We start from the raw sequence: 23,919 nt of genomic DNA, 5'->3' as shown, positions 1-23,919 counted from the left end.
GCTGCAGGCGGGGGGTTCCGCCTTGGGGGATGAAGGTGTCGCGCCAAGACGGCGAACTGGTGGCGGAAGGAACGGCGAACATCGGGGCGCTGCTGCGCTCGTTCGGAGCGCCTCCGACCGACCGGGACCGCAGCGAGGCGATCGCCCGCTTCCTCAGCGGAGAGGAAGGCTGGGAGATGGCGCTGCGCCAGCTTGGCGGCACGTTCGCCACTCCCGCGCCAGGGTTAAGGAGCGAGCAGGAGGAGTAACCGGCCAGTTTACCTTTGCATTTGAGGTTTCGTTCAAGGGCCACGGCGTAAACGGGGCAGATCAACAGAACATTATCCGCGTTTGAGGTTTAAGAATGCTCGAGAACCAGAAGATCAGGCCAGCCCAGGTGATCGGCCCGCTCGGCGAGCCGCTGACCCTCGAGTCCCTGCCGCCGAGCAACACCACCCGCTGGGTGGTCCGGCGCAAGGCCGAGGTTGTTGCGGCGGTCGCCGGCGGTCTGCTCAGCGTGGACGAGGCGTGCGCTCGCTACGGTCTCAGCCTCGAAGAGTTCGCCGGCTGGCAGCGCGCGGTCGACCGTAGCGGCATGCCGGGACTGCGCGTGACCCGCATCCAACACTATCGCACCGTCTACGAACGCCAACAGCGTTACTGATTTCGGACCTGCGCCAGCGTAAGAACCCGCACAACTCCTTGATCCTTGCGGGATCGTAGCGGTTTATTATCGGACGGTGTTCGGAACCGTTCGGCCCCATTGCGCGTATCCCGATCCGCATGGCCGCTCGCACGGAGCGGCGACAGACAGGAGGGAACACCATGGGCATTCTTATCTGGCTCATCGTTGGTGGCGTTTGTGGCTGGCTGGCCAGCATCATCATGCGCACCGACGGGCAGCAGGGCATCATTCTCAACGTCATCGTCGGTATTGTCGGTGCCGCGATCGCCGGCTTCCTGCTCGGCGGCGGAGCCGACCTCAATCACGGCATCACGCTGACCAGCTTCCTCTACTCGCTGCTGGGCGCGGTGGTTCTGCTGGCGATCGTCAACCTCGTTCGTCGCGGGACCGTTCGCTAAGGCGACCTGCCGACCGCAACATGGAAAGGTCGCGCTGGACGGGAGTCGGCGCGGCCTTTTTCATGCCTATTGCAGCTCGAAGCTCATTGCCAAGCTGACCTGCAGCTGCTGCTCCCCCGGCTCGACGACCGTGTCGGCCTTTGCCGCCATCGCCCGCACATAGGGCACCGGCCCCGGCGGCATCCCGCCGGACCCGTTCTCGCTGACCGAGACCAGCCGAACCACCCGCATCCCGAGTGACCGGGCGTAAAGATCCGCGCGCTGGCGGCCGAGGGCGATTGCCCGCGTCCTTGCCTCGTCGAGCGCGGCATCGGGCTTGTCGAGCGAGAGGGTCGGCCCGTTGATCTGGTTGGCGCCCTCGGCGACCAGCGCATCGAGGATCCGCCCGGCGTTGCGAAGGTCGCGGAACCTGACGCTCAGCGAATTGCTCGCCTGGTATCCGGTCAGGACGGGCGGCTGGTTCTGGTCGTAGCGATAGTCGGGGTTGAGGTTGATCGAGCTGGTCTGGACGTCGCGGTCGGCGATGCCGGCGCGGCGCAAGGCGGCACGGACCCGTTCCATTCGCGCCGCATTATCGGTGAGGGCGGCGGTCGCGGTCTGGGCGCGGCTGACCACTCCCGCGGAGATGACCGCAACGTCGGGAACGCGGCTGACCTCGCCCGTTACGCTGAGGTCGAGCCGGGTCCCGGCGAGCGGCGCGGCAGGTGCCGGCTGCGCTGTCGCGGCAGGCGCGAGCGTCAGTGGCGCGATGGTGATCAGCAAGGCGGCCAGCAAGGGTCTGCGCATCTTGTCGTTCCTGTAACAACCATGGAAAAGCCTCGTGTCGCAGCCGCCGGCTGGCGCGGCGATGAACGGCTCAGCGACGGCGCGAGATGAGCCGGTAGGCAACGAGCAGGATGATCGCGCCGACGATCGCGGCAAGGAAGCCCGCGCTGTCGTTCGGCCCGTACCAGTGGAGCGCGCGGCCAAGCCAGCCGGCGACCAGCGCACCGGCGATCCCGAGCACCACCGTGACCAGGCAGCCGCCGGGGTCACGGCCCGGGGTGATGAGCTTGGCCACTGCGCCGGCGAGGCCGCCGAGGATGATCCACGCCAGCCAGTTCGTCGTCCCGAAGATCATGGTTGCGCTCCTTGTTGAATCTTGTTCCCGCCGAAACACTGCCGCATCGGCCGTTTGCGGTGCAAGGGGGCCACTTGGTCGAAAATCGCTGGAAGCCTTCCATTAACGGCATTCTTGTTGCCAGAGGTGACTTAGGGGTTTAATACAGTGCGCTCAACCCGGCGCGACAGGGAAAGATGGACGGCATGAACCGCGAAGCCAGTTTCAACCGCTCGGACACGCTGGTCGTGGTCGACTCCTCGCGGCGTCGGCGCAACCTGATCATCGCGGTCGCCGTGGTCGTCATCGCGGCTGTCGCTCTGGGGGTCATGTTCCTCGGCAACCGCAACCAGGCTTCCGGCCCCGCCGCAGCAGCGGCTGCGGGCAAGGGCAAGAACGGACAAATCCCGGTCGTAACCGTGGTGGTTCCCGGGCAGAGCCAGGTTGCCGGGATAGTCACCGGCAGCGGCGCGCTCGCCGCCCGCCGCGACCAGCCGGTCGGGGTTGCCGGAACCGGCGGCCGGGTCACCGCGGTGCTGGTCGACGCCGGCACCTGGGTCCGCCAAGGCCAGGTGCTCGCCTCGGTCGACCGCAGCGTCCAGTCGCAGCAGGCGGCGCAGCTCTCGGCGCAGATCACCGCGGCCCGCGCCAACCTCGCGCTCGCGCAGAGCAATTACGAGCGCTCGGCCTCGCTGGTCTCCAGCGGGTTCGTGTCCAAGGCCGACCTCGACAACAAGCGGGCGACTCGCGACGCCGCCGCCGCGCAGGTCCAGGTCGCGCAGGCTCAGCTCGGGGCGACCCGGGCCCAGATCGGCCAGCTCGATGTCCGCGCACCGACCAGCGGGCTGGTCCTCGCCCGCGCGATCGAAGTCGGGCAGATCGTCAGCCCGGCGTCGGGCGCGCTGTTCCGTCTTGCCAAGGACGGCGAGATGGAAATGCGCGCAACCCTTTCGCAGCAGGACCTCGGCAGCATCCGCACCGGCATGTCGGCGACCGTCACTCCGCTCGGCTCGACCCGCAGCTACACCGGCCGGGTCTGGCAGGTGGCGCCGGTGATCGACCCGCAGAGCCGCCAAGGCGAGGTCCGCATCGCCATTCCCTACGATTCCGCGATCAAGCCGGGTGGATTTGCCGACGTGAAGATCGCCGCGGGCAGCACCACCGCCCCCCAGCTCCCGCAGAGCGCCGTCCTGAGCGACGAGAACGGCAACTATGTCTTCGTCGTCAACGGCCGCAACGAGGTCGAGCGGCGTTCGATCAAGATCGGGTCGGTGACCGAGGGCGGGGTGACGATCGCCGCCGGCCTCAGCGGGCAGGAGTCGGTCGTGCTCTCGGCGGGACCCTTCCTCAACCCGGGCCAGAAGATCCAGCCGCGCCGACAGGCCGCGGTCCGTTAAGCAGCAGCCCTCCAGCGGGCGGGAAGTCGAGCCATGAGTTTTCGCAACATCTCGTCGTGGTGCATCAAGAACCCGGTGCCCCCGATCGTCTTCTTCATCGGGCTGATGCTGGCAGGCCTGCTCTCCTTCTCGTGGATGAGCGTCACCAACAATCCGGACATCGATTTTCCCGCCGCGATCGTCACCATCAGCCAGCCGGGCGCCGCGCCGGCCGAAATGGAGACCCAGGTCACGCAGAAGGTCGAGACGGCGGCGCGCAGCATCAACGGCGTCGACGAGATCAACAGCTCGGTCCGCGAGGGCAATAGCCAGACCTTCGTCCAGTTCCAGATCGGCACGCCAACCGACCGCGCGGTCAACGACCTGCGCGACGCGGTTACGCAGATCCGCGGCGATCTGCCCGAGGGGATACTCGAGCCGCAGGTAAGCCGGGTCGACGTCAGCGGCGACCCCGTCGTCTATGTCGCCGCGCAGACCACCGACATGACGCTCGAGCAGCTCAGCTGGTATCTCGACGACACGGTGGCGCGCCGCCTGCGCGCGGTCGCGGGCGTCGCCTCGGTCAGCCGCGAGGGCGGCGTCGATCGGCAGATCCGGGTGATCCTCAATCCGGCGGCGTTGCAGGCGCAGGGCATCACCGCGGCGCAGGTCAACGCCCAGCTCCGGGCGGTCAACACCAACGCCACCGGCGGCCGGGCCGAGATCGCGGGATCCGAGCAGTCGGTCCGGGTGCTCGGCAACGCGCACTCCGCTTACGACCTCTCGCAGACCGACATCAACGTGGCCGGTGGCCGGACGGTCAAGCTCGGCGACATCGCCAACGTCGAGGACAGCTATTCCGAGCAGCGCACCCTCGCCAAGCTCGGCGGCAAGCAGGTGGTGAGCTTCAACATTCAGCGCGCCACCGGTCAGTCGGACCTCAAGGTGTACGACGGCGTGTGGGAGGAGATGCACAAGATCGAGAAGGAGAATCCACGGATTCACTTCAGCGAGATCTCGAACAACGTCGATTATACCAAGTCGCAGTACCACAGCTCGATCGAGGCGCTGTGGGAAGGCGCGATCCTCGCCGTGTTCGTCGTCTACCTCTTCCTCCGCGACGGGCGCGCGACCGCCATTTCCGCGCTGGCGATCCCGCTGTCGGCAATCCCCAGCTTCTGGTTCATGAGCCTGCTGGGCCTCAACCTCAATTTCCTCTCGCTGCTCGCGCTCAGCCTGGTCGCGGGCGTGCTGGTCGACGACGCGATCGTCGAAATCGAGAACATCGTCAGGCACATGCGAATGGGCAAGACCGCCTATCAGGCGGCGATGGACGCGGCGGACGAGATCGGGCTGGCGGTGCTCGCCACCACCATGTCGATCGTCGCCGTCTTCCTCCCGGTCGCGCTGATGCCGGGGATCTCGGGTCAGTTTTTCAAGAGCTTTGGCTATACGGTCGTCGTGTCGGTCCTCCTGAGCCTGTTCGTGGCGCGGATGATCACCCCGCTGATCGCCGCTTATTTCCTCAAGAGCCACGGCGAGCAGGCGCACGCCTCGGGTCGGTTGATGGACTGGTATCTCGGGATCCTGCGCTGGACACTCGACACGCGTGGGGCGCAGGCTTCCCGCGAGCGCCGCCCGGGCGCCTGGGGCCGAACGATCTCGATCTTCCGCGACCACCGGGTGTGGATGATGGGCGTGGGCTTCCTCGCCTTCGCGCTGACGGTCCTGCTGATCGCCACCCTGCCGATGACCTTCCAGCCCGAGACCAACGACAATTTCTCCAACGTCAACGTCAAGATGGCGCCGGGCTCGACCCTGCAGCAGTCCGAGGCGGTGATGGATCGCGCGGCGGGGATCATCCGCGCCGACCCGGACGTCGACCGGGTGTTCGAGCGCATTTACGTTGGCAGCGGCTATCTCAACATCGTGCTCAAGGCCGATCGCAAGAGGACCTCGTCCGAGTTCAACCGCAATATCGGTCCGCAGCTCGCAGCCATTCCCGACGCGCAGGTCACCGTCATCTCGCCCAACAGCGGCGGCCCGGGCGGCGGCGGCCGCGACATCATGCTGTTCCTCGGCTCCTCCGACCCGGCGCTACTGTCCCAGGCGGCGAGCAAGATCGCCGAGGAGATGGGATCGCTCAAGGAGGTTCGCGCGCCGCGGGTGATGGGCGAGCAGGCGCGGCCGGAGATCACGATCAAGCCGCACTTCGACCTCGCCGCGCGGCTCGGCGTGACGACCCAGGCGCTGAGCCAGACGATCCGCATCGCGACACTCGGCGACATCGAGCAGAACAGCGCGAAATTCTCGCTGTCGGACCGCCAGATCCCGATCATGGTCTCGCTCTCCGACCTCGAGCGCCGTGACCTCTCGACGCTCGAGAACCTGCCGGTGCCGACCACCGCCGGCGGCTCGGTGCCGCTCAAGGCGGTCGCCGATATCGGGTTCGGGTCGGGCCCCTCGACGGTCCAGCGGACCAACCAGGTCCGCCGGCTGGCAATCGGCGCCGACCTCACCCCCGGGGTGGTGAGCGGTGATGCATGGAAGAAGATCAACGCGCTGCCGGGAATGAAGAACCTGCCGCAGGGCGTGTCGGTGCTGACGCTCGGCAACCAGAAATGGCAGGGCGAGCTGGTCAAGAACTTCATCCTCGCGCTGCTGTCGGGCGTGCTGCTGGTGTTCGCGGTGCTGGTGCTGCTCTACCGCCGCTTCCTCGCGCCGTTCGTCAACATGGGGTCGCTCCTGCTCTGTCCGCTGGGGGCGGCGCTGGCGTTGCACATCGCGCAGCAGCCGCTGTCGATGCCGGTGTTCATCGGGCTGCTGATGCTGTTCGGAATCGTCGCCAAGAACTCGATCCTGCTGATCGACTTCGCGGTGGAGATGATCGAGCATGGCTGGGAGCGGACCGCCGCGATCCTCGAGGCGGGGCACAAGCGCGCGCAGCCGATCGTGATGACCACGGTGGCGATGGTCGCGGGCATGGTCCCGGTCTCGCTGTCGCTGTCGGGCGACGGGAGCTGGCGCGCGCCGATGGGCATCACCGTGATGGGCGGCCTGCTCTTCTCGACCCTGCTCACTTTGCTGCTGGTGCCGGCCTATTTCAGCCTGGCGACCGACATTGAGGCGTGGATCAGCCGCAAGTTCCGCAAGGTGCTCGACAATGGCGAACCGCACCAGCCGGCGCAGGGCCCGGTCCTCACTCCCGCGGAGTAAGACGGCGCGCGCGTGAACCTCACGCCGCGCTCGTCTATTGAAGGCGCATGAACCGCGCCGAGACCCTGTCGATTCCCGCCCGTTCGCCGCTCGGCCGCTTCAACCCGGCCCAGCCGGGGGCGGCCGGGATGAAAGTCGCCGCGACCGGGCTGCTGCTGGTGATGGCGGCGATCTTCGTGGTCGCCCGCGCCTTCGAGCCCGGTCATCCCTGGCTCTCCTACGTCAAGAGCTTCGCCGAGGCGGCAATGGTCGGCGGGCTCGCCGACTGGTTCGCGGTGACCGCGCTGTTCCGCCACCCGCTCGGGCTGCCGATCCCCCACACCGCGATCATCCCGCGCAACAAGGACCGGATCGGCGACGCCCTCGCCAACTTCCTCCAGAGCAATTTTCTGATCGCCAGCGTGGTCGCCCGGCGCATGCGCCACATCGACATCGCCACGGCCGCCGGCCGCTTCCTCCAGGCCCCGGCCGGCGAGGCGACCCGGATCCGCCAGGGCGCCTCGCGGATGATCGCCGACTTGTTCGAGAGCCTCGACGACGAGCGGCTGGGCGGGATGGTGAAGACCGCGGTCGCGACCCGCATCCGAGCCGTCGAGATCGCCCCGGTCCTCGGCCATGCGCTCGCCTCGGCGATCAACGAGGATCGCCACGTGCCGATGCTCGAGACGGCGATCCGCTGGAGCGCCCGGGTGCTCGACCACAACGAGCCGATGATCCGCGAAATGGTGAAGAAGCGGGCGAATTGGGTGGTGAAGCTCGCCGGGCTCGACGAGAAGATGGCCGACGCGATCATCGACGGGCTGCGCAAGCTGACGCTCGAGATGGCGACCGACCCCACCCACCCGGTTCGCGCCAAGATCGAGCAGGCGCTCGCCGACCTCGCCAACGACCTGCAAACCAAGCCGGAGACGCGCGCCAGGGTCGAGCAGATGAAGAACGACCTGCTCGACAATCCCAGCGTCGCGCAGTGGATCGACAGCCTCTGGCAGAAGGGACGCGCGGCGCTGGTCAAGGCGGCGCGCAATCCCGACGCGGTGCTCGCGGGGCGGCTCGGCGAGGTGCTGAAGTCGATGGGCCAGACGCTCGAGCGCGACCCGCGGCTGCGCATCGTCATTAACCGCTTCGCCCGCCGCGCGGTGGCGGGGATGGCGGCGAGCTATGGCGGGTCGATCGTCCGGCTGGTCAGCGACACGATCCGCGTCTGGGATGCGCGCACGGTTACCGCCCGACTGGAAAGCGCGGTCGGCCGCGACCTCCAGTATATCCGGATCAACGGGACGCTGGTCGGCGGTTCGGTCGGACTAGTTCTGCACCTCCTCGACACGCTGTGAGCGACGATCCCGCCGCCGAGGCGCTGACGGAACTGGCGCGGAACCGCGGGCTGCGGCTCAGGCGCTCGCGGGTGAGGACCCCGGGCAAAGGCGACTTCGGCAAGTTCGGGTTGACCGACGCCGCCGGCGCGGCGGTGCTGGGGATTGGCGAAAAGGGGCTGACCGCCACCGCCGCGGAGGTCGAGGCGCACCTGCGCGGGCTCAACACGCAGGACTGGACGCGGTCGATCGAAGCCGCGGAGACGACATTGGTCTCGCGACCGCGGAAGAAGCGCGACGACGAGGCGGGTTCGCCTCCGCCGCGATCCTCCACCGGTGCGCCCCGGCGCAAGGCGCGGCAAAAGCCTGAGCCTGAGCCTGAGCCCGAGCCCGAACCTGAGCCGGAACCGCCACCGCCTCCTGCGCCCGCCGTCCGGGCGGCGGACGCCGGCGATGCCGAGGCGATCGCCGGGCTGGTCGCACTGCTCGGCCACGAGACCAGCGCCGGGGAGGTCAGGAAGCGCCTTGCCGCGATCGCCGCGCCGACGCTGGTGGCGACGCTCGGCGAGGCGGTGGTCGGCCTGTGCGGGCTCGACGTCGAGACCCACATCCACCGCGACCGGCCGGTCGGGCGAGTGACGATCCTGGTGCTGGCCGAGGCGGCGCGCGGGGAGGGGCTCGGCCGGCTGCTGATGGCAGAAGCGGAGCGGCGGTTGTGGGATGCCGACTGCGGGCTGATCGAGATCACCAGCAACGACCGGCTGACCGCCGCCCACGCCTTTTACCGCCATCTCGGCTACGAACGGACCAGCATGAGGTTTGCCAAGCGGCGCGGCTGATCGGTGCCCGTCAGCCTGATCTCATTCCAGGGCCCATCTCCGCACGTTCCTGCGATTGGTTGGAGAGGTGCTGAAACAAGTTCAGCAAGACGGAGCGGGGTGTCTGCTGACGACCCAGGGCGAACATCCAATACCTCTCCGTTGCGCAGCAATGGGGAGGGGGACCGTCCCGCGCAGCGGGATGGTGGAAGGGCCGCGCTTCATTCAGACGGTGCTGGCGCCTCCACCACCGCCTGCGGCGGCGGTCGCCCTCCCCGTCTGCGACGGGGAGGTTTTTCGGTGTCGGCCTTCTCCCACGGCGGACCTTTCGCCCACCCTTGCGGGACAGGATTTCGCCTGCTTCTCTCGCGCTTCCGCGAAAGTGTTCGCGGGCCTTTCCGCGAGCTTGGCCAGGGTTCAGGCCGTTAGCGACATCGCTCCACGAACGGTAACATTCGTGCGAATGTCACCCCGCAAACGGGTCTCTCACCAGGATTGTGTCGTCGCGCTCGGGGCTCGTGCTCACCAGCGCGACGGGGCAGCGGATCAGCTCCTCGACGCGGCGGATGTACTTGATCGCCTGCGCGGGGAGCTCGGCCCAGCTGCGCGCGCCGGCGGTGCTCTCGCGCCAGCCGTCCATCTCCTCGTAGACCGGCTCGACCTGCGCCTGGTCGGCGGCGTGCGGCGGGAGGTGGTCGGTGAGCTCGCCGTCGAGCCGGTAGCCGGTGCAGATGCGGACCGTGTCCATCCCGTCGAGCACGTCGATCTTGGTCAGCGCGATTCCGGTAATGCCGCTGACCGCCGCGGCCTGGCGGACCAGCACCGCGTCGAACCAGCCGCAGCGGCGGCGGCGGCCGGTGACCGTGCCGAACTCGTGGCCGCGCTCGCCGAGGCGCTGGCCGGTCTCGTCCTCGAGCTCGGTCGGGAAGGGGCCGGAGCCGACCCGGGTCGTGTAGGCCTTGACGATCCCGAGCACGAAGCCGGCGGCGGACGGGCCAGTGCCGCTGCCGCTGCCGGTGGTCCCCGCGACCGTGTTCGAGCTGGTGACGAACGGGTAGGTGCCGTGGTCGACGTCGAGCAGCACGCCCTGCGCGCCTTCGAACAGCATGCGCTTGCCCGCGCGCTGCGCCTCGTCGAGCGTCTTCCACACCGGCTTGGCGAAGCGGAGGACGAAGCCGGCGATCTCGCCGAGGTCGGCCTTGAGGCGGGCACGATCGACCGGCGGCTCGCCGAAGCCGGCCCGAAGTGCGTCATGGTGCGCGCAGAGCCGGTCGAGCAGCGGGTCGAGCTGGTCGAGGTGGGCGAGGTCGCAGACCCGGATCGCCCGGCGCCCGACCTTGTCCTCATAGGCCGGGCCGATGCCGCGGCGGGTGGTCCCGATCTTGCCCGCGCCGCTGGCGTCCTCGCGCAGCGCGTCGAGGTCGCGGTGGATGGGAAGGATCAGCGGGCAGGTCTCGGCGATCATCAGCACGTCGGGGGTGACGGCGACGCCCTGGCCGGCGATCCGCTCGATCTCGCTCTTCAGGGCCCAGGGGTCGAGCACCACGCCGTTGCCGACGATCGACAGCGTGCCGCGGACGATGCCGGACGGGAGCAGGCTGAGCTTGTAGGTCTGGTTGCCGACGACCAGCGTGTGGCCGGCATTGTGCCCGCCCTGGAAGCGGACGACGACGTCGGCGCGGCTGGCGAGCCAGTCGACGATCTTCCCCTTGCCCTCGTCGCCCCACTGCGCGCCGATGACGGTGACGTTGCCCACGGTCCTGCTTCCTTGCCTGTTGCGCGGGCTCCCTAAGGGAGGGCGAGCGGAGAGTCGATGGTGGCGCCGGGCCCCTCCACCATGCCGCTGCGCGCCATGGTCCCCCTCCCCCGAGCGGAGCTCAGGGGAGGAATGACGCTGGCCGACGCTAGAACTTGAGCGGGCGGACCTGCTTGACGCCGGGGAGCTGCTCGATGCGGGCGACCACTTCGGCGCCGACCGGCTCGTCCACCGACAGCAGCAGCACCGCCTCGCCGCCGGCGTCGATCCGGCCGAGGTGGAAGGTGCCGATGTTGATCCCCGCTTCGCCGAGCGTCGTGCCGAGCCGGCCGATGAAGCCGGGCGCGTCCTCGTTGACGATGTAGAGCATGTCGCCGGCGAGGTCGGCCTCGACCTTGACCCCGAACAGCTCGGTGAGGCGCGGGGCGGCGTTGCCGAACAGCGTGCCCGCGACGGCGCGATCGCCCGCCTGGGTGTGCGCGGTGACCCGGACGAGTGTGTGATAGTCGCCCTCGCGGTCGTGGCGCACCTCGCGGACGTCGAGCCCGCGTTCCTTGGCGAGGAAGGGCGCGTTGACCATGTTCACCGTGTCCGAGTGAACCCTCATGTAGCCGGCCAGCACCGCACCGGTGATCGGCTTCATGTTGAGCTCCGCCGCGGCGCCCTCAGTCTCGATCGAGAGGCCGGCGATGCTGCCGCGGGCGAGCTGGCCGACCAGACTGCCGAGCTTTTCCGCCAGTGCCATGTAGGGCTTGAGGCGCGGCGCCTCCTCGGCGCTGAGGCTCGGGACGTTGATCGCGTTGGTGACCCCGCCCAGGAGGAGGAAGTCGCTCATCTGCTCGGCGACCTGGATCGCGACGTTGACCTGCGCCTCGTTGGTCGAGGCGCCGAGATGCGGGGTGGAGATGAAGCCCGGGGTGCCGAACAGCGGCGAGGCGGTGGCCGGCTCGGTCTCGAACACGTCGAGTGCGGCGCCGGCGATCTGGCCGCTGTCGAGCGCATCCTTGAGCGCCGCCTCGTCGATCAGCCCGCCGCGCGCGCAGTTGACGATGCGGACGTCCTTCTTGGTCTTCGCGATGTTCTCGCGGCTAAGAATATTGCGGGTCTGGTCGGTCAGCGGCGTGTGCAGCGTGATGAAGTCGGCGCGGCGGAGCAGCTCGTCGAGCTCGACCTTCTCGACCCCGATCTCGACCGCGCGCTCCGGCGAGAGGAAGGGGTCGAAGGCGACGACCTTCATGCGCAGGCCGAGCGCGCGGGATGCGACGATCGAGCCGATGTTGCCGGCGCCGATCAGGCCCAGCGTCTTGCCGGTGACCTCGACCCCCATGAAGCGGTTCTTCTCCCACTTGCCGGCCTGAGTCGAGGCATCGGCCTCGGGCAGCTGGCGGGCGAGCGCGAAGAGCAGGGCGATGGCGTGTTCGGCGGTGGTAATCGAGTTGCCGAACGGGGTGTTCATCACCACCACGCCGCGCGCCGTGGCGGCGGGGATGTCGACATTGTCGACGCCGATCCCGGCGCGGCCGACGACCTTGAGGCTGGTGGCGGCGGCGAGGATCTTGGGGGTCACCTTGGTCGAGCTGCGGATGGCGAGCCCGTCATAGTCGCCGACGATCGCGGCGAGCTCCTCGGGTGTCTTGCCGGTGATCTCGTCGACCTGGATCCCGCGCTCGCGGAAGATCGCGGCGGCGCGGGGATCCATCTTGTCGCTGATGAGGACCTTGGGTTGGGTGGTCATGGGTGATATTTTCCTTCGTCATCCCCGCGAAAGCGGGGATCCCGCTTCGTCGCGTGGGAGAGTAGCTGGACCCCCGCTTTCGCGGGGGTGACGCTTAGCTCTTGAGTTGATTCCAGGCCCAGTCGAGCCATGGGCCGAGCGCCTCGATGTCGGCGGTGTCGACCGTCGCTCCGCACCAGATGCGAAGCCCCGGCGGGGCGTCGCGGTAGCCGGCGATGTCGAACGCCGCGCCTTCATTCTCGAGCAGGGCAGCGAACTTCTTGATGAAGTCCTCGTCCGCGCCCTCGACGGTCAGGCAGACCGAGGTGGTCGAGCGGCTGGCGACGGCGGCGGCGAGATGGCCGAGCCAGTCGCGTTCCTTGACGATCCGGTCGAGCGCGCCGGCGTTGGCGTCCGAGCGCGCCTGGAGGCCCTTGGCGCCGCCGACCGACTTCGCCCATTCGAGGCTGAAGATCGCGTCTTCGACCGCGAGCATCGAGGGCGTGTTGATCGTCTCGCCCTTGAAGATGCCCTCGGCGAGCTTGCCCTTGGCCATCAGCCGGAAGACCTTGGGGAGCGGCCAGGCGGGCGTGTAGCTCTCCAGCCGCTCGACCGCGCGGGGCCCGAGGATCAGCACGCCGTGCGCGCCCTCCCCGCCGAGGACCTTCTGCCAGGAGAAGGTGGCGACATCGATCTTCTCCCACGGGAGATGATAGGCGAAGACGGCGCTGGTCGCGTCGGCAAAGCTCAGGCCGGCGCGATCGTCGGCGATCCACTCGCCGTCCGGCACTCGGACGCCCGAGGTCGTGCCGTTCCAAGTGAACAACACGTCGTTCGACCAGTCGACGGCCGATAGGTGCGGCAGCTGTCCATAGTCGGCGCGCAGGATCGTCGGATCGAGCTTCAGCTGCTTGAGCGCGTCGGTCACCCAGCCTTCGCCGAAGCTTTCCCAGGCAAGCGTGGTGACCGGGCGGGCACCGAGCATCGTCCACATCGCCATCTCGAAGGCGCCGGTATCGGAGCCCGGCACGATGCCGATCCGGTGGGTGTCGGGAAGCTCGAGCAGCTCGCGCATCAGGTCGATGCAGTATTGAAGGCGCGCCTTACCGAGCTTCGAGCGATGCGATCGACCGAGCGATTCCGTAGCGAGCCTGTCAGGGGACCAGCCCGGCGGCTTGGCGCAGGGACCGGACGAGAAGAACGGACGCGCGGGACGCGTCGCGGGTAGTGGGGTCGTCAATTCAACTCTCCTTGCAGAGAGCACGCGCCGCGTTGGGACGGCGTGGCCCGTCGATGGCCTTAGCGCTGGGCCTCCGCGAAGGCCATCGTCGGATTCGCTCACGTGAATTCTTCAATTCGATCCATCGCTTGGGCAACCCAGATTAGATTCTTTCCTCAATTCATCCGGGTCGCCCAACCGTTCGTCCCGAGTCGGGATCGGTGGGATTGAAAGAATTAACCACCCGAGGTCTTTTCTGCGTGTCGCAAGCGGAGGGGCAAGTCCGTTTGCTGACGGGGGCTGGGGAGCTCCTGAGACTGTATCCGAGGTGACGGGCGCTAGCGCGGCCGCCATCGCTGTTGATTGGAGCGACGATCCGAATGGCCCAAGCGCTGACCGCGACGAAGAGCCTGTTCCGCGACCGGGACTTCTTCATCCACGATGGTTCGCAGCTCCGCCGCGTTCGTCTCTCCGCCCCGGTTCAGGCCTTCTTCCTCGCCGTCATTCTCGGTCTCGTCGCCTGGTCGGGCTATTCGGCCGCCAAGCTGCTCAGCGCTCCCGCGGGCGAGATCGCCATCCCGACCGGCTCTTCCGATGCCGAAGTACGCGCTCGCAAGATTGAGCAGCGCCAGCAGCTGATGGAGCAGATCCTGGCCGGCAAGGTCGACCCGAAGCTGCTCGCCGCGATCGAGGGTGGCCGGCTGGTCGCCAGCGGCCCGCTCGCCAAGGTCGAGGACGTCCAGCTGCAGCAGGCGGCGCTGCTCGCCAAGGCGCTGGACACCCGCTACCAGGTCACCGCCGAGGAGCTGAAGAAGCTCGGCCTCACCCCGGCGCGGGTCGGCGCCGACGGCCGCGGCGGCCCGTTCGAGGCGGCCAACCCGACCTTCAAGGCGCTGTTCAACAGCTGGAAGAAGCTCGACCAGCTGCAGGATGGCGTGATCGCCATCCCGAGCGAGAAGCCGATCAAGTCCAACGTCGCCTTCACCAGCGGCTTCGGCGTCCGTTCCGACCCGTTCCAGGCGCGCGCCGCCATGCACCCGGGGATCGACCTCGCCGGGCCGATCGGAACGCCGATCTACGCCACCGCCGACGGCACGGTGATGCGCGCCGGGTGGAACGCGGGCGGCTACGGCAATCTCGTCGAGATCGATCATGGCAAGGGCATCGCCACCCGCTACGGCCACATGAGCGCGGTGCTCGTCTCGGCCGGCCAGCACATCAGCCGCGGCCAGCTGATCGGCCGCATGGGCTCGACCGGGCGCTCGACCGGAAGCCATCTCCACTACGAGGTCCGGATCGACGGCCGCGCGGTCAACCCGATCCCCTTCATGAAGTCGACCGACTATCTGCTCGCGATCCAGAAGGCGGGGACGAGCTCGATGGACCAGGTCGCGATGGGCGGCCCGAAGCGCTGATCTCTTGCGGGTCGTTGGCCCGCCGCCTACCTCTCTCCACGTGTCCGACATTCTCCTGACCTCCAGCGCCGCCCGGCGCGTCGCTGCGATTGCCGAGCGCACCGGCAAGCCCGCGGTCCTGCGCCTCGCCGTCGACGGTGGCGGCTGCGCGGGCTTCACCTACAAGTTCGAGCTGGGCACGCCCGAGGGCGACGACGCGGTGGCCGAAACCGACGGCGTCAAGCTGGTGGTCGACCCGGTCAGCCTGGACCTCGTCCGGGGCGCCGCGGTGGACTTCGTCGAGAATCTGGGCGGTGCGGCGTTCAAGGTCGAGAACCCCAATGCGGCGAGCGGGTGCGGCTGCGGATCGAGCTTCTCGGTCTGATTGTCTGCGCTGTCCTGAACTTGTTTCAGGACCGATGTTCGAAACGCCGGCGGTCGCGGCGGGATGGGTGCTGAAACAAGTTCAACATGACGGGGAGGGGGCGAGACGCTAAGCCCGCGCCTCATGAAGATCGCTTCCTTCAACATCAACGGGATCCGCGCCCGCCTGCCGCGGCTGCTCGAGTGGCTCGAGCGCGAGCAGCCCGATGTCGCCTGCCTGCAGGAGCTGAAGTGCGCCGACGAGTCACTGCCGGTCGCGGACATCGAGGCGGCGGGTTACGGCGCGGTGTGGCACGGGCAGAAGGGCTTCAACGGGGTCGCGATCCTGACCCGCGGCCGCTCGCCCGACCTGCGCCGCGTCGGGCTGCCCGGCGACCCCGACGACAGTCACAGCCGCTACATCGAGGCCGAGGTCGACGGCACCATCGTCGCGTCGCTCTACCTGCCCAATGGCAATCCGGTCGGCACCGACAAGTTCAGCTACAAGCTGGCCTGGATGGAGCGGATGCGACTGCACGCCGCCGAGCTGGTCGAGGATGAGCGAAGCGTGGTGCTGGCGGGCGACTGGAACGTCGTGCCCGAGGACCGGGACGTCTTCTCGGCCAAGGCGGCCGCGAACGACGCGCTGCTCCAGCCCGAGACGCGCGCGCTGTGGCGGCAGATCGGCTGGCAGGGATGGACCGACGCGCTGCGCGCGCTCAACCCACGGGACGACAAGCTCTACACCTTCTGGGACTATACCGCCGGCTGCTGGCAGCGCGACGCGGGGTTCCGGATCGATCACCTGCTCCTCTCGCCTGTGGCGACCGACCGGCTGGTCGGGGCGGGCGTCGACCGCTGGGCGCGCGGCGAGGAGAAGGCCAGCGACCATGCGCCGACCTGGGTGCTGCTCGACTAGTCGGAGAAGAGGCGCGTCAGCTCGCCCCGTTCCTGCTCGCTGAGCTCGGGGCGCCAGATATCGAAGATCAGGACGATGCGATCCTCGCCGCCGTCGTTCCACGCCTCGTGCTCGATCGTGTCGTCGAAGATGAAGAGCTTGCCCTCGACCCATTCGCGAACCTCGTTGCCGACGCGGAAGCGGCAGCCCTCGGGCACGATCAGCGGCAGGTGGCAGATCAGCCGGCTGTTGTGCATGCCGGTGTGCGGCGCGATGTGCGCGCCGGCCTTTAGCAGAGAGAAGGTGACCGTCGGGCCCCAGCCCGAGACCCGCGGGATGGGCGCCGCGAGCAGGGTCGACCAGGTCACCGGGCAGCGCTGGACCAGCGCCGGGTCGACCCACCCCGCTTCGCACAGCGCGAGCACGCTCCAGTCCTTGTTGAGCACGAGCCGGCGATTGTCGCCGAGGGGCACCGCCCCGACATCGTCGCCGAGATAGGCGCGGAAGTCGGTGTCGGCGGCGATCAGTGCCAGCAGCTCCGCCCTGATCGCCGGCGCCGCCGCCTCGACCGCCGCGGTCCAGGCGAACGCGGCGGGGTCGAAGAACTCGATCGTCGGGAGACCGGGGTAGAAGAAGGCGGTCGGATCCTGCGGGAAGCGGCGGCGGCGGCCGGCCGCATGGTCCATCGCCTGCGCGAAGCGGGAGCTCCAGCCCTCCGGCGGCGCGCCGCGGCTCCGCATCAGCGCGGTTCGCTGCTCGTCACCCTCATGCTCGATGGTCGCCAGCCGCTCGGCGGCGCGGGAGAGCCGCGAATTCTCGACCGCCATGCCCTGCTCCGCCGCAAGGCGCAGCGCGGTCCGGTAGAAGTAGGCGGCGGCGCCGACGTCGCGTGCGGCGAGCCGGCAGTCGCCCTTGCCGATCCAGCCGTCCACCGAACGCGGCTCGCGATCGAGCAGCGCGTTGAGCGCCGCCTCGTCCGGCGTCGATCCGCTCGCGATGTCGCTCACAGCGCCTTTTCGAAGATCCGGTAGCGGTGGTTGACCGAGGCGCCGGGCAGCTGGGCGATCGACAGCATCCCCTTGTTGTCTTCGAGGATCCAGCCGAACTCGCCATGCGTCGCGCCGAACTTCCGGGTTCCGTCGCGGCGGGTATATTCGATCATCATGAAGGCGAGCACGCTGGCCAGCCGGCTGCTCTGGAAGCGCTTGGCGACGCCCATCAGCGGCACCCGAAGCCGGGTCACGCGCGGCTTGCGCAGGCGCCACAGCAGCTTGGCGAACCCGAACGGGAACAGCTCGCCGTTGAGGTCGCGGGTCAGCTCGTTGATGTCGGGGATGGTCAGCATGAAGGCGACCGCCTCGCCGTCCACTTCGGCGATGCGGACCAGTTCGGGGTAGATGATCGGCTTCAGCTTCTTGCCGGCATAGGCGATCTCGGCCGGGGTCAGCGGCACGAAGCCCCAGTTGTCCGACCAGGCGTCGTTGAGCAGGTTGAGGATCAGCGCCGCTTCCTCGTCGAAACGCTTCACGTCCACCTTGCGGATGTTGATCCGGGGATTGCGCTCGCCGCTCTCGATCAGCCGGTTGATCTTGGGGTCGCGCCAGTCGCTGATATCGAGATAGTAGGTGACGAGGTCCTTGGCCTTGGCGTAGCCGGCCTTCTCGATCCAGCCTTTGTAGGCGGGGCGGTGATGGCCCATCATCGCGGTCGGCGCCTGCTGGAAACCCTCGATCTCCAGGCCCGGCTCGTCCCACACCGAAAGGCTCATCGGCCCCATGGCCTTGGTCATCCCGGCCTCGCGGAGCCATTGCTCGGTATGGCGGATGAGCGCCAGCGCCGCCTCCTCGTCGAGCGCCTCGAACATGCCCCAGTTGCCGAGCCCGGGCTCCATATGCTCGAGCACCAGGCTGTCGACCTGCGCGCTGATCCGCCCGACGAGCTTGCCCGCGCGCTCAGCGAGGAAGAAATCGGCGCGGGCATGTCCGAACCAGGGGTTCTTGCCGGGGGTGATCAGCCCCATCACCTCGTCCTTGAGCGGCGGCACCCAGGCCGGGTCGTCCTTGTAGACCTCCCAGGCGAAGTCGACGAAGCGCTTGCGGTCGGCCTTGCCTTCGACCTTGCGGATGGTGACGGGCGCACTGCTCATCCGCCGGGCCTAGCCGAGCCATGGATCGGTGGATAGCGGCTCATTGCCGGAGCCGATTACAGTCACCGATAATCTTGTCGCGCGCGAGCGCGGGACTTGCCCTATGGAAGCGCCATGATCGCGCCACTATCTTCGGGCAAAGGCGAGCGTGGACAAGCATTTATGACCGATCTGTCAATCAGCGACGCGCCGTTGCGCGACATGGCTCCGGCCCCGTCTGCCGCCGTTCGGGCGAGCAGCGACGACAAGGCCATGCTGAAGGCGGCGGCGCAGCTGACCCGCGACCTGAACCAGCCCGACGCGCGCATCTACTGGGCCGACATGCTCGGCTCGGCGGCACTCGGCTATGCCGGCCTGCTGACCGCGATGGTCGCCCGCCCGGCCGCGCTCGCGGTTGTCGCCGGCCTGGTCGCCATCCTGGCGCTGTACCGGGCGGGAAGCTTCATCCACGAGCTCACCCACTTCAAGAAGAGCGCGCTGCCGGGCTTTCGCGCGGCGTGGAACGCGGTCGTCGGCGTGCCGCTGCTGATCCCGAGCTTCATGTACGAGGGCGTCCACAACCAGCATCACGCCAAGACCTACTATGGCACGGTCGACGACCCGGAATATCTGCCGCTCGCGCTGATGAAGCCGTGGACGCTGCCGATCTTCCTCGTCACCGCGGTGCTGGCGCCGGTTGCCCTGATCTTCCGCTGGGCGGTGCTGACGCCGCTTTCGCTGCTGGTCCCGCCGCTGCGTCGCTTCGTGGTCGCGCGGCTGTCCGGGCTGCAGATCAACCCCAAATTCGACCGCCCGGCACCGACCGGCGACTTCGCCCGCGATTGGCGGATCATGGAGGCGTCCTGCTGCCTCTGGTCGATCGCCATCGTCGCGCTGGTCGCGACCGGGACCGTACCGCTCAAGGTTTTTCTCGTCTTCCTGGCGGTGACGTCGGGCGTCCTGCTGCTCAACCAGGTCCGGACCCTGGTCGCGCACCTGTGGGAGAACGAGGGCGAGCCAATGAGCGTCACCGCCCAGTATCTCGATAGCGTCAACGTGCCCCCGCCCGGGCTGCTGCCCGCGCTATGGGCGCCGGTCGGCCTGCGCTACCACGCGCTGCACCACCTGCTGCCGGGGGTGCCCTACCACAATCTGGGCGAGGCCCACCGACGGATCAGCGCCGCGCTCGACGAAGGCTCGGTCTATCATGCGACCAGCCACCGTCACCTTCACCGGCTCGTCGGCCGGCTGGCCGCAAGCACGATGCGCCGCTAGCCCTTGCGGGCGAGCAGCTTGGCGAGGTCGGCCGGGGTGCCAATCTCGACCCGGTTGCCGTCCATGCTGAAGGTCGGGGTGCCCTGGACGCCGGCCGCCTGCGACGCGTCGTTGTTGGCCTCGATCCACTTGAGCCCGGCCGGGTCGGCCACGCAGCGGTCCGCGGCGGCGGCGTTCACGCCGTGGCGCGCGGCGACGCTGCCCATTCCGGTCATCGCCACGAGCCGGCGATTGGCCTCGGCCGGGCTGGCCTTGGCCGCCGCCTCGAAGTCGGAGCGGACCTTGGGGTCCTGCGCAGCCGCCTGCAGCTTCTTGGTGAGGTCGCCGGCGGAGCGGTAATAATCCTCGATGAAGGCCATCTTCTGCCGCGCGGGCGTGCAGCGAAGGATGAGGCTCGCCGCCGGATCGTGCGGGAAGATGGCGATCGGCCGATACTCATATTGCAGCCGCCCGGCCTTCACCGCGGCCATGATGCTGGGCATCACCGTCGCGGCGAAATGCGCGCAGTGCGGGCAGTTGAGCGCGCCCCATTCGACCAGCGTGTGCGCGGCGCGGGGGTTGCCGACGCGGAAGCCCGTCGCGGTTGCGCCTTGGACCGCCAGCCAGTTGGCGCCGGGCGCAGACTGGCGGGTCGGAGGCGCCGCAACCGCGGGGGCAAGGGAGACGGCCGCGAGCGAGGCGGCGACAAAGGCGGCTAGGGCAGGGCGCATGGTCATCTCCGTGTACCGGGCGGGTTGCTGCTCAACCCAGCCGGGCTGAACAGAAGCTGTGCGGAGGCGATCATTCCTCGCTTCGCACCAGCACCGCCTCGCCGATCAGCAGGAACAGCAGGAAGGGTGCCCAGGCGGCGAGCAGCGGCGGGTAGGCGCCGAGATTGCCGAGCGCGAGCGCGAAATTGTCGACCACGAAATAGGCGAAGCCCAGCGCCATGCCGATCGCGGCGCGGACCAGCACCTTGCCCGAGCGCGCCAGCCCGAAGGCGGCGGTCGCGGCGAGGAGCGGCATCAGCACGGTCGAGAGCGGCTCCGCCAGCTTGTGCCACAGTCCGGCCTCGACCTCGCCGGTGGCGCGGCCGGCGCCCTGCAACTGGGCGATCAGCCGGCGCAGGTCGAAGAAGTCGTGCTCGTCGGGGGTGACCTTGGCGAGCGCGAACCGCTCCGGATCGATCCCCGCCATGGCGGTGGCGACCGGCAAAAAGCGACTGACGTTGGCGATGCTGTCGTAGCGCTTCACCTGCTCGAGACGCCAGGCGCCCGCGACGGGGTAGGCGCGCTCCGCGCTGACGACCGACTGCATCTCGACGCCGTTCGGCCGGCTGTAGATGGTGAGGCCCTCGAGCCGGCGGGCGCCCTGCGGCCCGCGCACCACCAGCCGGGCGTGGATGAGGTCGGTCCCGGCGGTCAGCCAGACGTTGCTGCTGATCCCGCTGTCGGCGGGGACCGGCTTGTAGTCGTTGTTCTGCCAGGCCGAGAGCACCCGGTTGGACTTGGTCACGACGAATTCGTTGAAGCCAAAGCTGAGCACGGCGATGGCGATGCTGGTGAGGACCATCGGAGCGATGATCTGGTGGGCCGAGATGCCGGCCGCCTTCATCGCGATCACCTCGCTGTTCTGGTTGAGCGCCGCGAAGGCGATCAGCGCGCCGAGCAGGGTGGAGAAGGGCAGCGCGAACGCGAACAGCTGGGGCGCGCGCAGGGTCGCATAGTGCCACAGCGCTCCTTCGCCGTTGCCGGGCGCGGCGAGGATGTCCCCCGACTCGCTCAGCAGGTTGAGCGCGAGGAGGACCAGCACCAGGCTCAGCACCACCGCCAGCGAGCGGGTGAGGAACAGCTTCGCCATGTAGAAGGCGAGCCGCTTGGACGGGAAAAAGTCGAAGTTGATCATGCCCCGGCCGCCGCCTCGCTGCCGAACTGCGGCAAGAGCCGCCGGATGCGCGCCGCGACCCGGTTGGCCGCGCGTTCGAGCGCCCCGATCGGCTGGCCGCCCGGCTTGGTCGCCAGGGTGCGATACATGTGGACGATCAGCAGGATCAGCAGCGCGAACGGCACGTAGAGCGCCACCTCGGGAATGAACTTGCCGTGCGCGCCCATCGAGGAGGCGTACTGGTTGACCTTGTGGTAGGCGACCACGATCACGATCCCCACGAAGATGCCGATCCCCGAGCTGCTGCGCTTGGGCGGAACGGCGAGCGACACCGCGAGCAGCGGCAGCACCAGCATCATGATCACCTCCGCCAGCCGGAAGTGGAGGTCGGCGCGGGCGGCGAGGTTCTGCTTGCGGGTGAAATGGCCGCCCCCGTAGCTCTGGTAGAGGAGCTCGGGGATGGTCAGCTCGTCGGTCGACTGCTGCGACCCGCGCTGGCGAAAGCTGTCGATGTTGGGCAGGCTGACCGGCAGATCGTAGAGGTTGAACGCGAGCGTCCGCGGGAAGCGGAAGTTGGGTGCGTCCTGGATCAGCCGGCCGTTCTGCAGCCGGAAGAGGATTGTGTTGGCGTCGTCGGTGGCGAGGAAACGCCCGTGTTCCGCGGTGGCCGAGAGCGTCATTCCGTTCCCGCGCTGCATCGAGACGAAGATGCCGTGGAGCTGGGTGCCTTCCTTCTCGGACCGGTCGATCCGCAGCGTCAGCCGCTTGCCCAGCGTGTTGAACTCGCCGACCTTGATCGACGCCCCGAGCGCGCCCGAGCTGAGGTCGAAGCGCAGCCGCTCATAGCCGTAATGGGTCCAAGGCTGCAGCCACCCGACGATGAACAGGTTCAGTAGCAGCAGCGCGGTGGCGTACATGTAGGGGACGCGCAGTAGCCGGCCGAACCCGACCCCGATTCCGCGCAACGCGTCGAGCTCGGAGGAGGTGGCGAGCTTGCGGAAGGCGAGCAGGATGCCCAGCAGCAGCCCGATCGGGATGCCGAGCCCGAGATATTCGGGCAGGAGGTTGGCGAGCATCCGCCACACCACGCTGACCGGACCGCCGGTGTTCACCACGAAGTCGAACAGCCGAAGCATCTTGTCGAGAACGAGCAGCATGGCGGCGAGGACCAGCGTGCCGAGCAGCGGCACGGCGATGGACCGGGCGACGTAGCGATCGATGAGCGAGAGTCCGCGCACTTTCCTGTCGCCGGATTACCATGATTTGGCCGCAATGGCCGACCAGAGGAGCAATGGGATGCTGACCGTTTGCACGGCCCGCCGCCCGCACTGCCTATAACGATCTGGTGCCCCGTTGCCATGCGGATTCGTCCTAACCCCGACCCACTTCATAGCTTCGGCCCGGCGTCGGTGGCTGCGTGCCTGACGGGGGCACGACGGGGTTGAGCATGGAAAAGGCCCGGATCGCGCTGCTTTCCAATCCCAAGTCGACCGGCAATCTCGCCCAGCTGCCGCGCGTGCGGGCCTTCTGCGCCGATCACCCCGACATCTTCCATTATGAGGTCGAGCGCGCCGACCAGATCGGTGAGGCGCTGCGGACGATCGCTCGGGTCAAACCCAAGATGCTCGTCATCAACGGCGGCGACGGGACGGTTCAGACCGCGCTGACCGAGATCCACAACGGTGCCCACTTCGGCGACTCGCCGCCCCCGGTGGCGGTGCTTCCCAACGGCAAGACCAACCTGATCGCGCTGGACCTCGGCGCGCAGGGCGACCCGATCGAGGCGCTCGAGCGGCTGCTCGCCTTCGCCCACACCGACCTCAGCGCGCACATCGTTCCGCGTGAGCTGATCGCGCTGCGCTGCGGCGACGGCGCCGACGCGCGGCCGGTCATCGGCATGTTCCTCGGCGGGGCGGGGCTCGCCGACACGATGCTCTACTGCCGCGATCGTATCTATCCGCTTGGCCTGCCGAACGGCCTCAGCCACGTCATCACCGCGCTGGCGGTGGTGATGCGCCAGCTGCTCGGGCTGCGCGCCAGCTTCCTTCCGCCCGATCCGCAGCCGCTCAACGTCCGGGTCCGCCGCGATGGGCAGATCAGCGGCAAGTTCGCGCTGCTGCTCGTCACCACGCTGGACAAGCTGCTGTTCAAGAGCGAGCTGGGCCACTCGGGGCAGGGCACGCTCAAGCTGATCGCGGTCGAGGAGCGGCGCGGAAGCGTGTTCCGCGGCCTGCTCGCGAGCCTCCTCGGCAAGCTCGGGCACGCGCCGGTCGACGGCGTCCACTTTGAGCGCGCGGACGAGATCAGCATCGAGGGCAGCAACAGCAACGTGATCCTCGACGGCGAGATGTTCTCGACCGCGCCGGGGCGGCCGATCCACCTGACCTCCGCGACGCCCCTGTCCTTCGTCAAGCTCGCCGCGTAAGATTAC

General features: G+C 68.5%; 22 protein-coding genes. 12 read left to right on the top strand and 10 right to left on the bottom strand.

The window, feature by feature from the left end; all coding sequences use genetic code 11:
* The first annotated feature begins 35 nt into the window (after positions 1 to 35).
* The 3 genes from HMF7854_RS14770 (at position 36) to HMF7854_RS14760 (ending at position 1,062) form a co-directional block, all read left to right on the top strand.
* A complete protein-coding gene (locus HMF7854_RS14770) occupies positions 36 to 248 on the top strand; it encodes a hypothetical protein (protein WP_185829308.1) in 213 nt (70 codons plus the stop codon).
* Positions 249 to 343: 95 nt separating this feature from the next.
* Positions 344 to 643: a CtrA inhibitor SciP gene (gene sciP / locus HMF7854_RS14765; protein WP_126719897.1), complete on the top strand. Its 300-nt coding sequence runs from the start codon at positions 344 to 346 to the stop codon at positions 641 to 643.
* Between the two features lie 161 nt (positions 644 to 804).
* Complete coding sequence (locus HMF7854_RS14760) at positions 805 to 1,062, top strand: GlsB/YeaQ/YmgE family stress response membrane protein (RefSeq protein WP_126719896.1); 258 nt, start codon at positions 805 to 807, stop codon at positions 1,060 to 1,062.
* A 66-nt stretch (positions 1,063 to 1,128) separates the two neighbouring features.
* Here the strand turns inward: HMF7854_RS14760 and HMF7854_RS14755 are convergent, their stop codons facing one another.
* Both HMF7854_RS14755 and HMF7854_RS14750 read right to left on the bottom strand, forming a co-directional pair.
* The gene (locus HMF7854_RS14755) at positions 1,129 to 1,848 is read right to left on the bottom strand and encodes an SIMPL domain-containing protein (RefSeq protein ID WP_126719895.1); all 720 of its coding nucleotides are present in this window, start codon (positions 1,846 to 1,848) and stop codon (positions 1,129 to 1,131) included.
* A 70-nt stretch (positions 1,849 to 1,918) separates the two neighbouring features.
* Positions 1,919 to 2,182: a GlsB/YeaQ/YmgE family stress response membrane protein gene (locus HMF7854_RS14750; protein ID WP_126719894.1), complete on the bottom strand. Its 264-nt coding sequence runs from the start codon at positions 2,180 to 2,182 to the stop codon at positions 1,919 to 1,921.
* Positions 2,183 to 2,367: 185 nt separating this feature from the next.
* Here HMF7854_RS14750 and HMF7854_RS14745 point away from each other — a divergent pair, with 185 nt between their 5' ends.
* Genes HMF7854_RS14745 through HMF7854_RS14730 form a run of 4 tightly spaced genes read left to right on the top strand, consistent with a single transcriptional unit; the run spans position 2,368 to position 8,902 of the window.
* The gene (locus HMF7854_RS14745) at positions 2,368 to 3,558 is read left to right on the top strand and encodes an efflux RND transporter periplasmic adaptor subunit (RefSeq protein ID WP_126719893.1); all 1,191 of its coding nucleotides are present in this window, start codon (positions 2,368 to 2,370) and stop codon (positions 3,556 to 3,558) included.
* Between the two features lie 33 nt (positions 3,559 to 3,591).
* The gene (locus HMF7854_RS14740; RefSeq protein ID WP_126719892.1) at positions 3,592 to 6,753 is read left to right on the top strand and encodes an efflux RND transporter permease subunit; all 3,162 of its coding nucleotides are present in this window, start codon (positions 3,592 to 3,594) and stop codon (positions 6,751 to 6,753) included.
* Between the two features lie 47 nt (positions 6,754 to 6,800).
* Positions 6,801 to 8,084, top strand: a complete 1,284-nt coding sequence (locus HMF7854_RS14735) for a DUF445 domain-containing protein (protein ID WP_420822368.1) — start codon at positions 6,801 to 6,803, stop codon at positions 8,082 to 8,084.
* Positions 8,081 to 8,902 (top strand): GNAT family N-acetyltransferase, encoded by an 822-nt coding sequence (locus HMF7854_RS14730; protein WP_126719891.1) that lies wholly within the window; start codon positions 8,081 to 8,083, stop codon positions 8,900 to 8,902. Before HMF7854_RS14735 ends, HMF7854_RS14730 begins: the two co-directional genes overlap by 4 nt.
* Before the next feature lie 445 nt (positions 8,903 to 9,347).
* Here the strand turns inward: HMF7854_RS14730 and HMF7854_RS14725 are convergent, their stop codons facing one another.
* From HMF7854_RS14725 to HMF7854_RS14715, 3 genes are all read right to left on the bottom strand, one after another.
* A complete protein-coding gene (locus tag HMF7854_RS14725) occupies positions 9,348 to 10,637 on the bottom strand; it encodes an adenylosuccinate synthase (protein ID WP_126719890.1) in 1,290 nt (429 codons plus the stop codon).
* A 148-nt stretch (positions 10,638 to 10,785) separates the two neighbouring features.
* Positions 10,786 to 12,372 carry a phosphoglycerate dehydrogenase gene (serA, locus tag HMF7854_RS14720; protein WP_126719889.1) on the bottom strand — a complete coding sequence of 529 codons (1,587 nt, stop codon included), beginning with the start codon at positions 12,370 to 12,372 and terminating at the stop codon, positions 10,786 to 10,788.
* A 94-nt stretch (positions 12,373 to 12,466) separates the two neighbouring features.
* Positions 12,467 to 13,615 (bottom strand): phosphoserine transaminase, encoded by a 1,149-nt coding sequence (locus HMF7854_RS14715; RefSeq protein ID WP_126719888.1) that lies wholly within the window; start codon positions 13,613 to 13,615, stop codon positions 12,467 to 12,469.
* 335 nt (positions 13,616 to 13,950) lie between these two features.
* Here HMF7854_RS14715 and HMF7854_RS14710 point away from each other — a divergent pair, with 335 nt between their 5' ends.
* The 3 genes from HMF7854_RS14710 to xth all read left to right on the top strand — a co-directional run bounded on the left by HMF7854_RS14710 (position 13,951) and on the right by xth (position 16,246).
* Positions 13,951 to 14,985 carry a M23 family metallopeptidase gene (locus HMF7854_RS14710; protein WP_126719887.1) on the top strand — a complete coding sequence of 345 codons (1,035 nt, stop codon included), beginning with the start codon at positions 13,951 to 13,953 and terminating at the stop codon, positions 14,983 to 14,985.
* A gap of 40 nt (positions 14,986 to 15,025) precedes the next feature.
* Complete coding sequence (locus HMF7854_RS14705) at positions 15,026 to 15,349, top strand: HesB/IscA family protein (protein ID WP_126719886.1); 324 nt, start codon at positions 15,026 to 15,028, stop codon at positions 15,347 to 15,349.
* Between the two features lie 123 nt (positions 15,350 to 15,472).
* The gene (xth, locus tag HMF7854_RS14700) at positions 15,473 to 16,246 is read left to right on the top strand and encodes an exodeoxyribonuclease III (protein ID WP_126719885.1); all 774 of its coding nucleotides are present in this window, start codon (positions 15,473 to 15,475) and stop codon (positions 16,244 to 16,246) included.
* On the opposite strand, the gene HMF7854_RS14695 is transcribed toward xth, so the two are convergent.
* Positions 16,243 to 17,232 (bottom strand): aspartyl/asparaginyl beta-hydroxylase domain-containing protein, encoded by a 990-nt coding sequence (locus HMF7854_RS14695; RefSeq protein ID WP_126719884.1) that lies wholly within the window; start codon positions 17,230 to 17,232, stop codon positions 16,243 to 16,245. The two genes, xth and HMF7854_RS14695, sit on opposite strands and share 4 nt — an antisense overlap.
* Positions 17,229 to 18,371 (bottom strand): N-acetyltransferase, encoded by a 1,143-nt coding sequence (locus HMF7854_RS14690; protein WP_126719883.1) that lies wholly within the window; start codon positions 18,369 to 18,371, stop codon positions 17,229 to 17,231. The genes HMF7854_RS14695 and HMF7854_RS14690 overlap by 4 nt, the downstream gene beginning before the upstream one ends.
* A 162-nt stretch (positions 18,372 to 18,533) precedes the next feature.
* On the opposite strand from HMF7854_RS14690, the gene HMF7854_RS14685 reads away from it, so the two are divergent.
* Complete coding sequence (locus tag HMF7854_RS14685) at positions 18,534 to 19,625, top strand: fatty acid desaturase family protein (protein ID WP_126719882.1); 1,092 nt, start codon at positions 18,534 to 18,536, stop codon at positions 19,623 to 19,625.
* Here the strand turns inward: HMF7854_RS14685 and HMF7854_RS14680 are convergent.
* The 3 genes from HMF7854_RS14680 to HMF7854_RS14670 form a co-directional block, all read right to left on the bottom strand.
* Positions 19,622 to 20,335: a thioredoxin domain-containing protein gene (locus tag HMF7854_RS14680; RefSeq protein WP_185829307.1), complete on the bottom strand. Its 714-nt coding sequence runs from the start codon at positions 20,333 to 20,335 to the stop codon at positions 19,622 to 19,624. The two genes, HMF7854_RS14685 and HMF7854_RS14680, sit on opposite strands and share 4 nt — an antisense overlap.
* Before the next feature lie 70 nt (positions 20,336 to 20,405).
* Positions 20,406 to 21,509 (bottom strand): LPS export ABC transporter permease LptG, encoded by a 1,104-nt coding sequence (lptG, locus tag HMF7854_RS14675; RefSeq protein WP_185829306.1) that lies wholly within the window; start codon positions 21,507 to 21,509, stop codon positions 20,406 to 20,408.
* Positions 21,506 to 22,726: an LptF/LptG family permease gene (locus HMF7854_RS14670; RefSeq protein ID WP_126719880.1), complete on the bottom strand. Its 1,221-nt coding sequence runs from the start codon at positions 22,724 to 22,726 to the stop codon at positions 21,506 to 21,508. The genes lptG and HMF7854_RS14670 overlap by 4 nt, the downstream gene beginning before the upstream one ends.
* Positions 22,727 to 22,935: 209 nt before the next feature.
* Between HMF7854_RS14670 and HMF7854_RS14665 the strand changes: the two genes are divergently transcribed.
* The gene (locus HMF7854_RS14665) at positions 22,936 to 23,913 is read left to right on the top strand and encodes a diacylglycerol/lipid kinase family protein (RefSeq protein WP_126719879.1); all 978 of its coding nucleotides are present in this window, start codon (positions 22,936 to 22,938) and stop codon (positions 23,911 to 23,913) included.
* Positions 23,914 to 23,919: the final 6 nt, after the last annotated feature.

This window comes from Sphingomonas ginkgonis (genome assembly GCF_003970925.1).
In the GTDB taxonomy this organism is placed as follows: domain Bacteria; phylum Pseudomonadota; class Alphaproteobacteria; order Sphingomonadales; family Sphingomonadaceae; genus Sphingomicrobium; species Sphingomicrobium ginkgonis.
The sequence above is the reverse complement of the archived record's forward strand: the minus strand, read 5'-3'. Positions and strand labels throughout refer to the sequence as shown.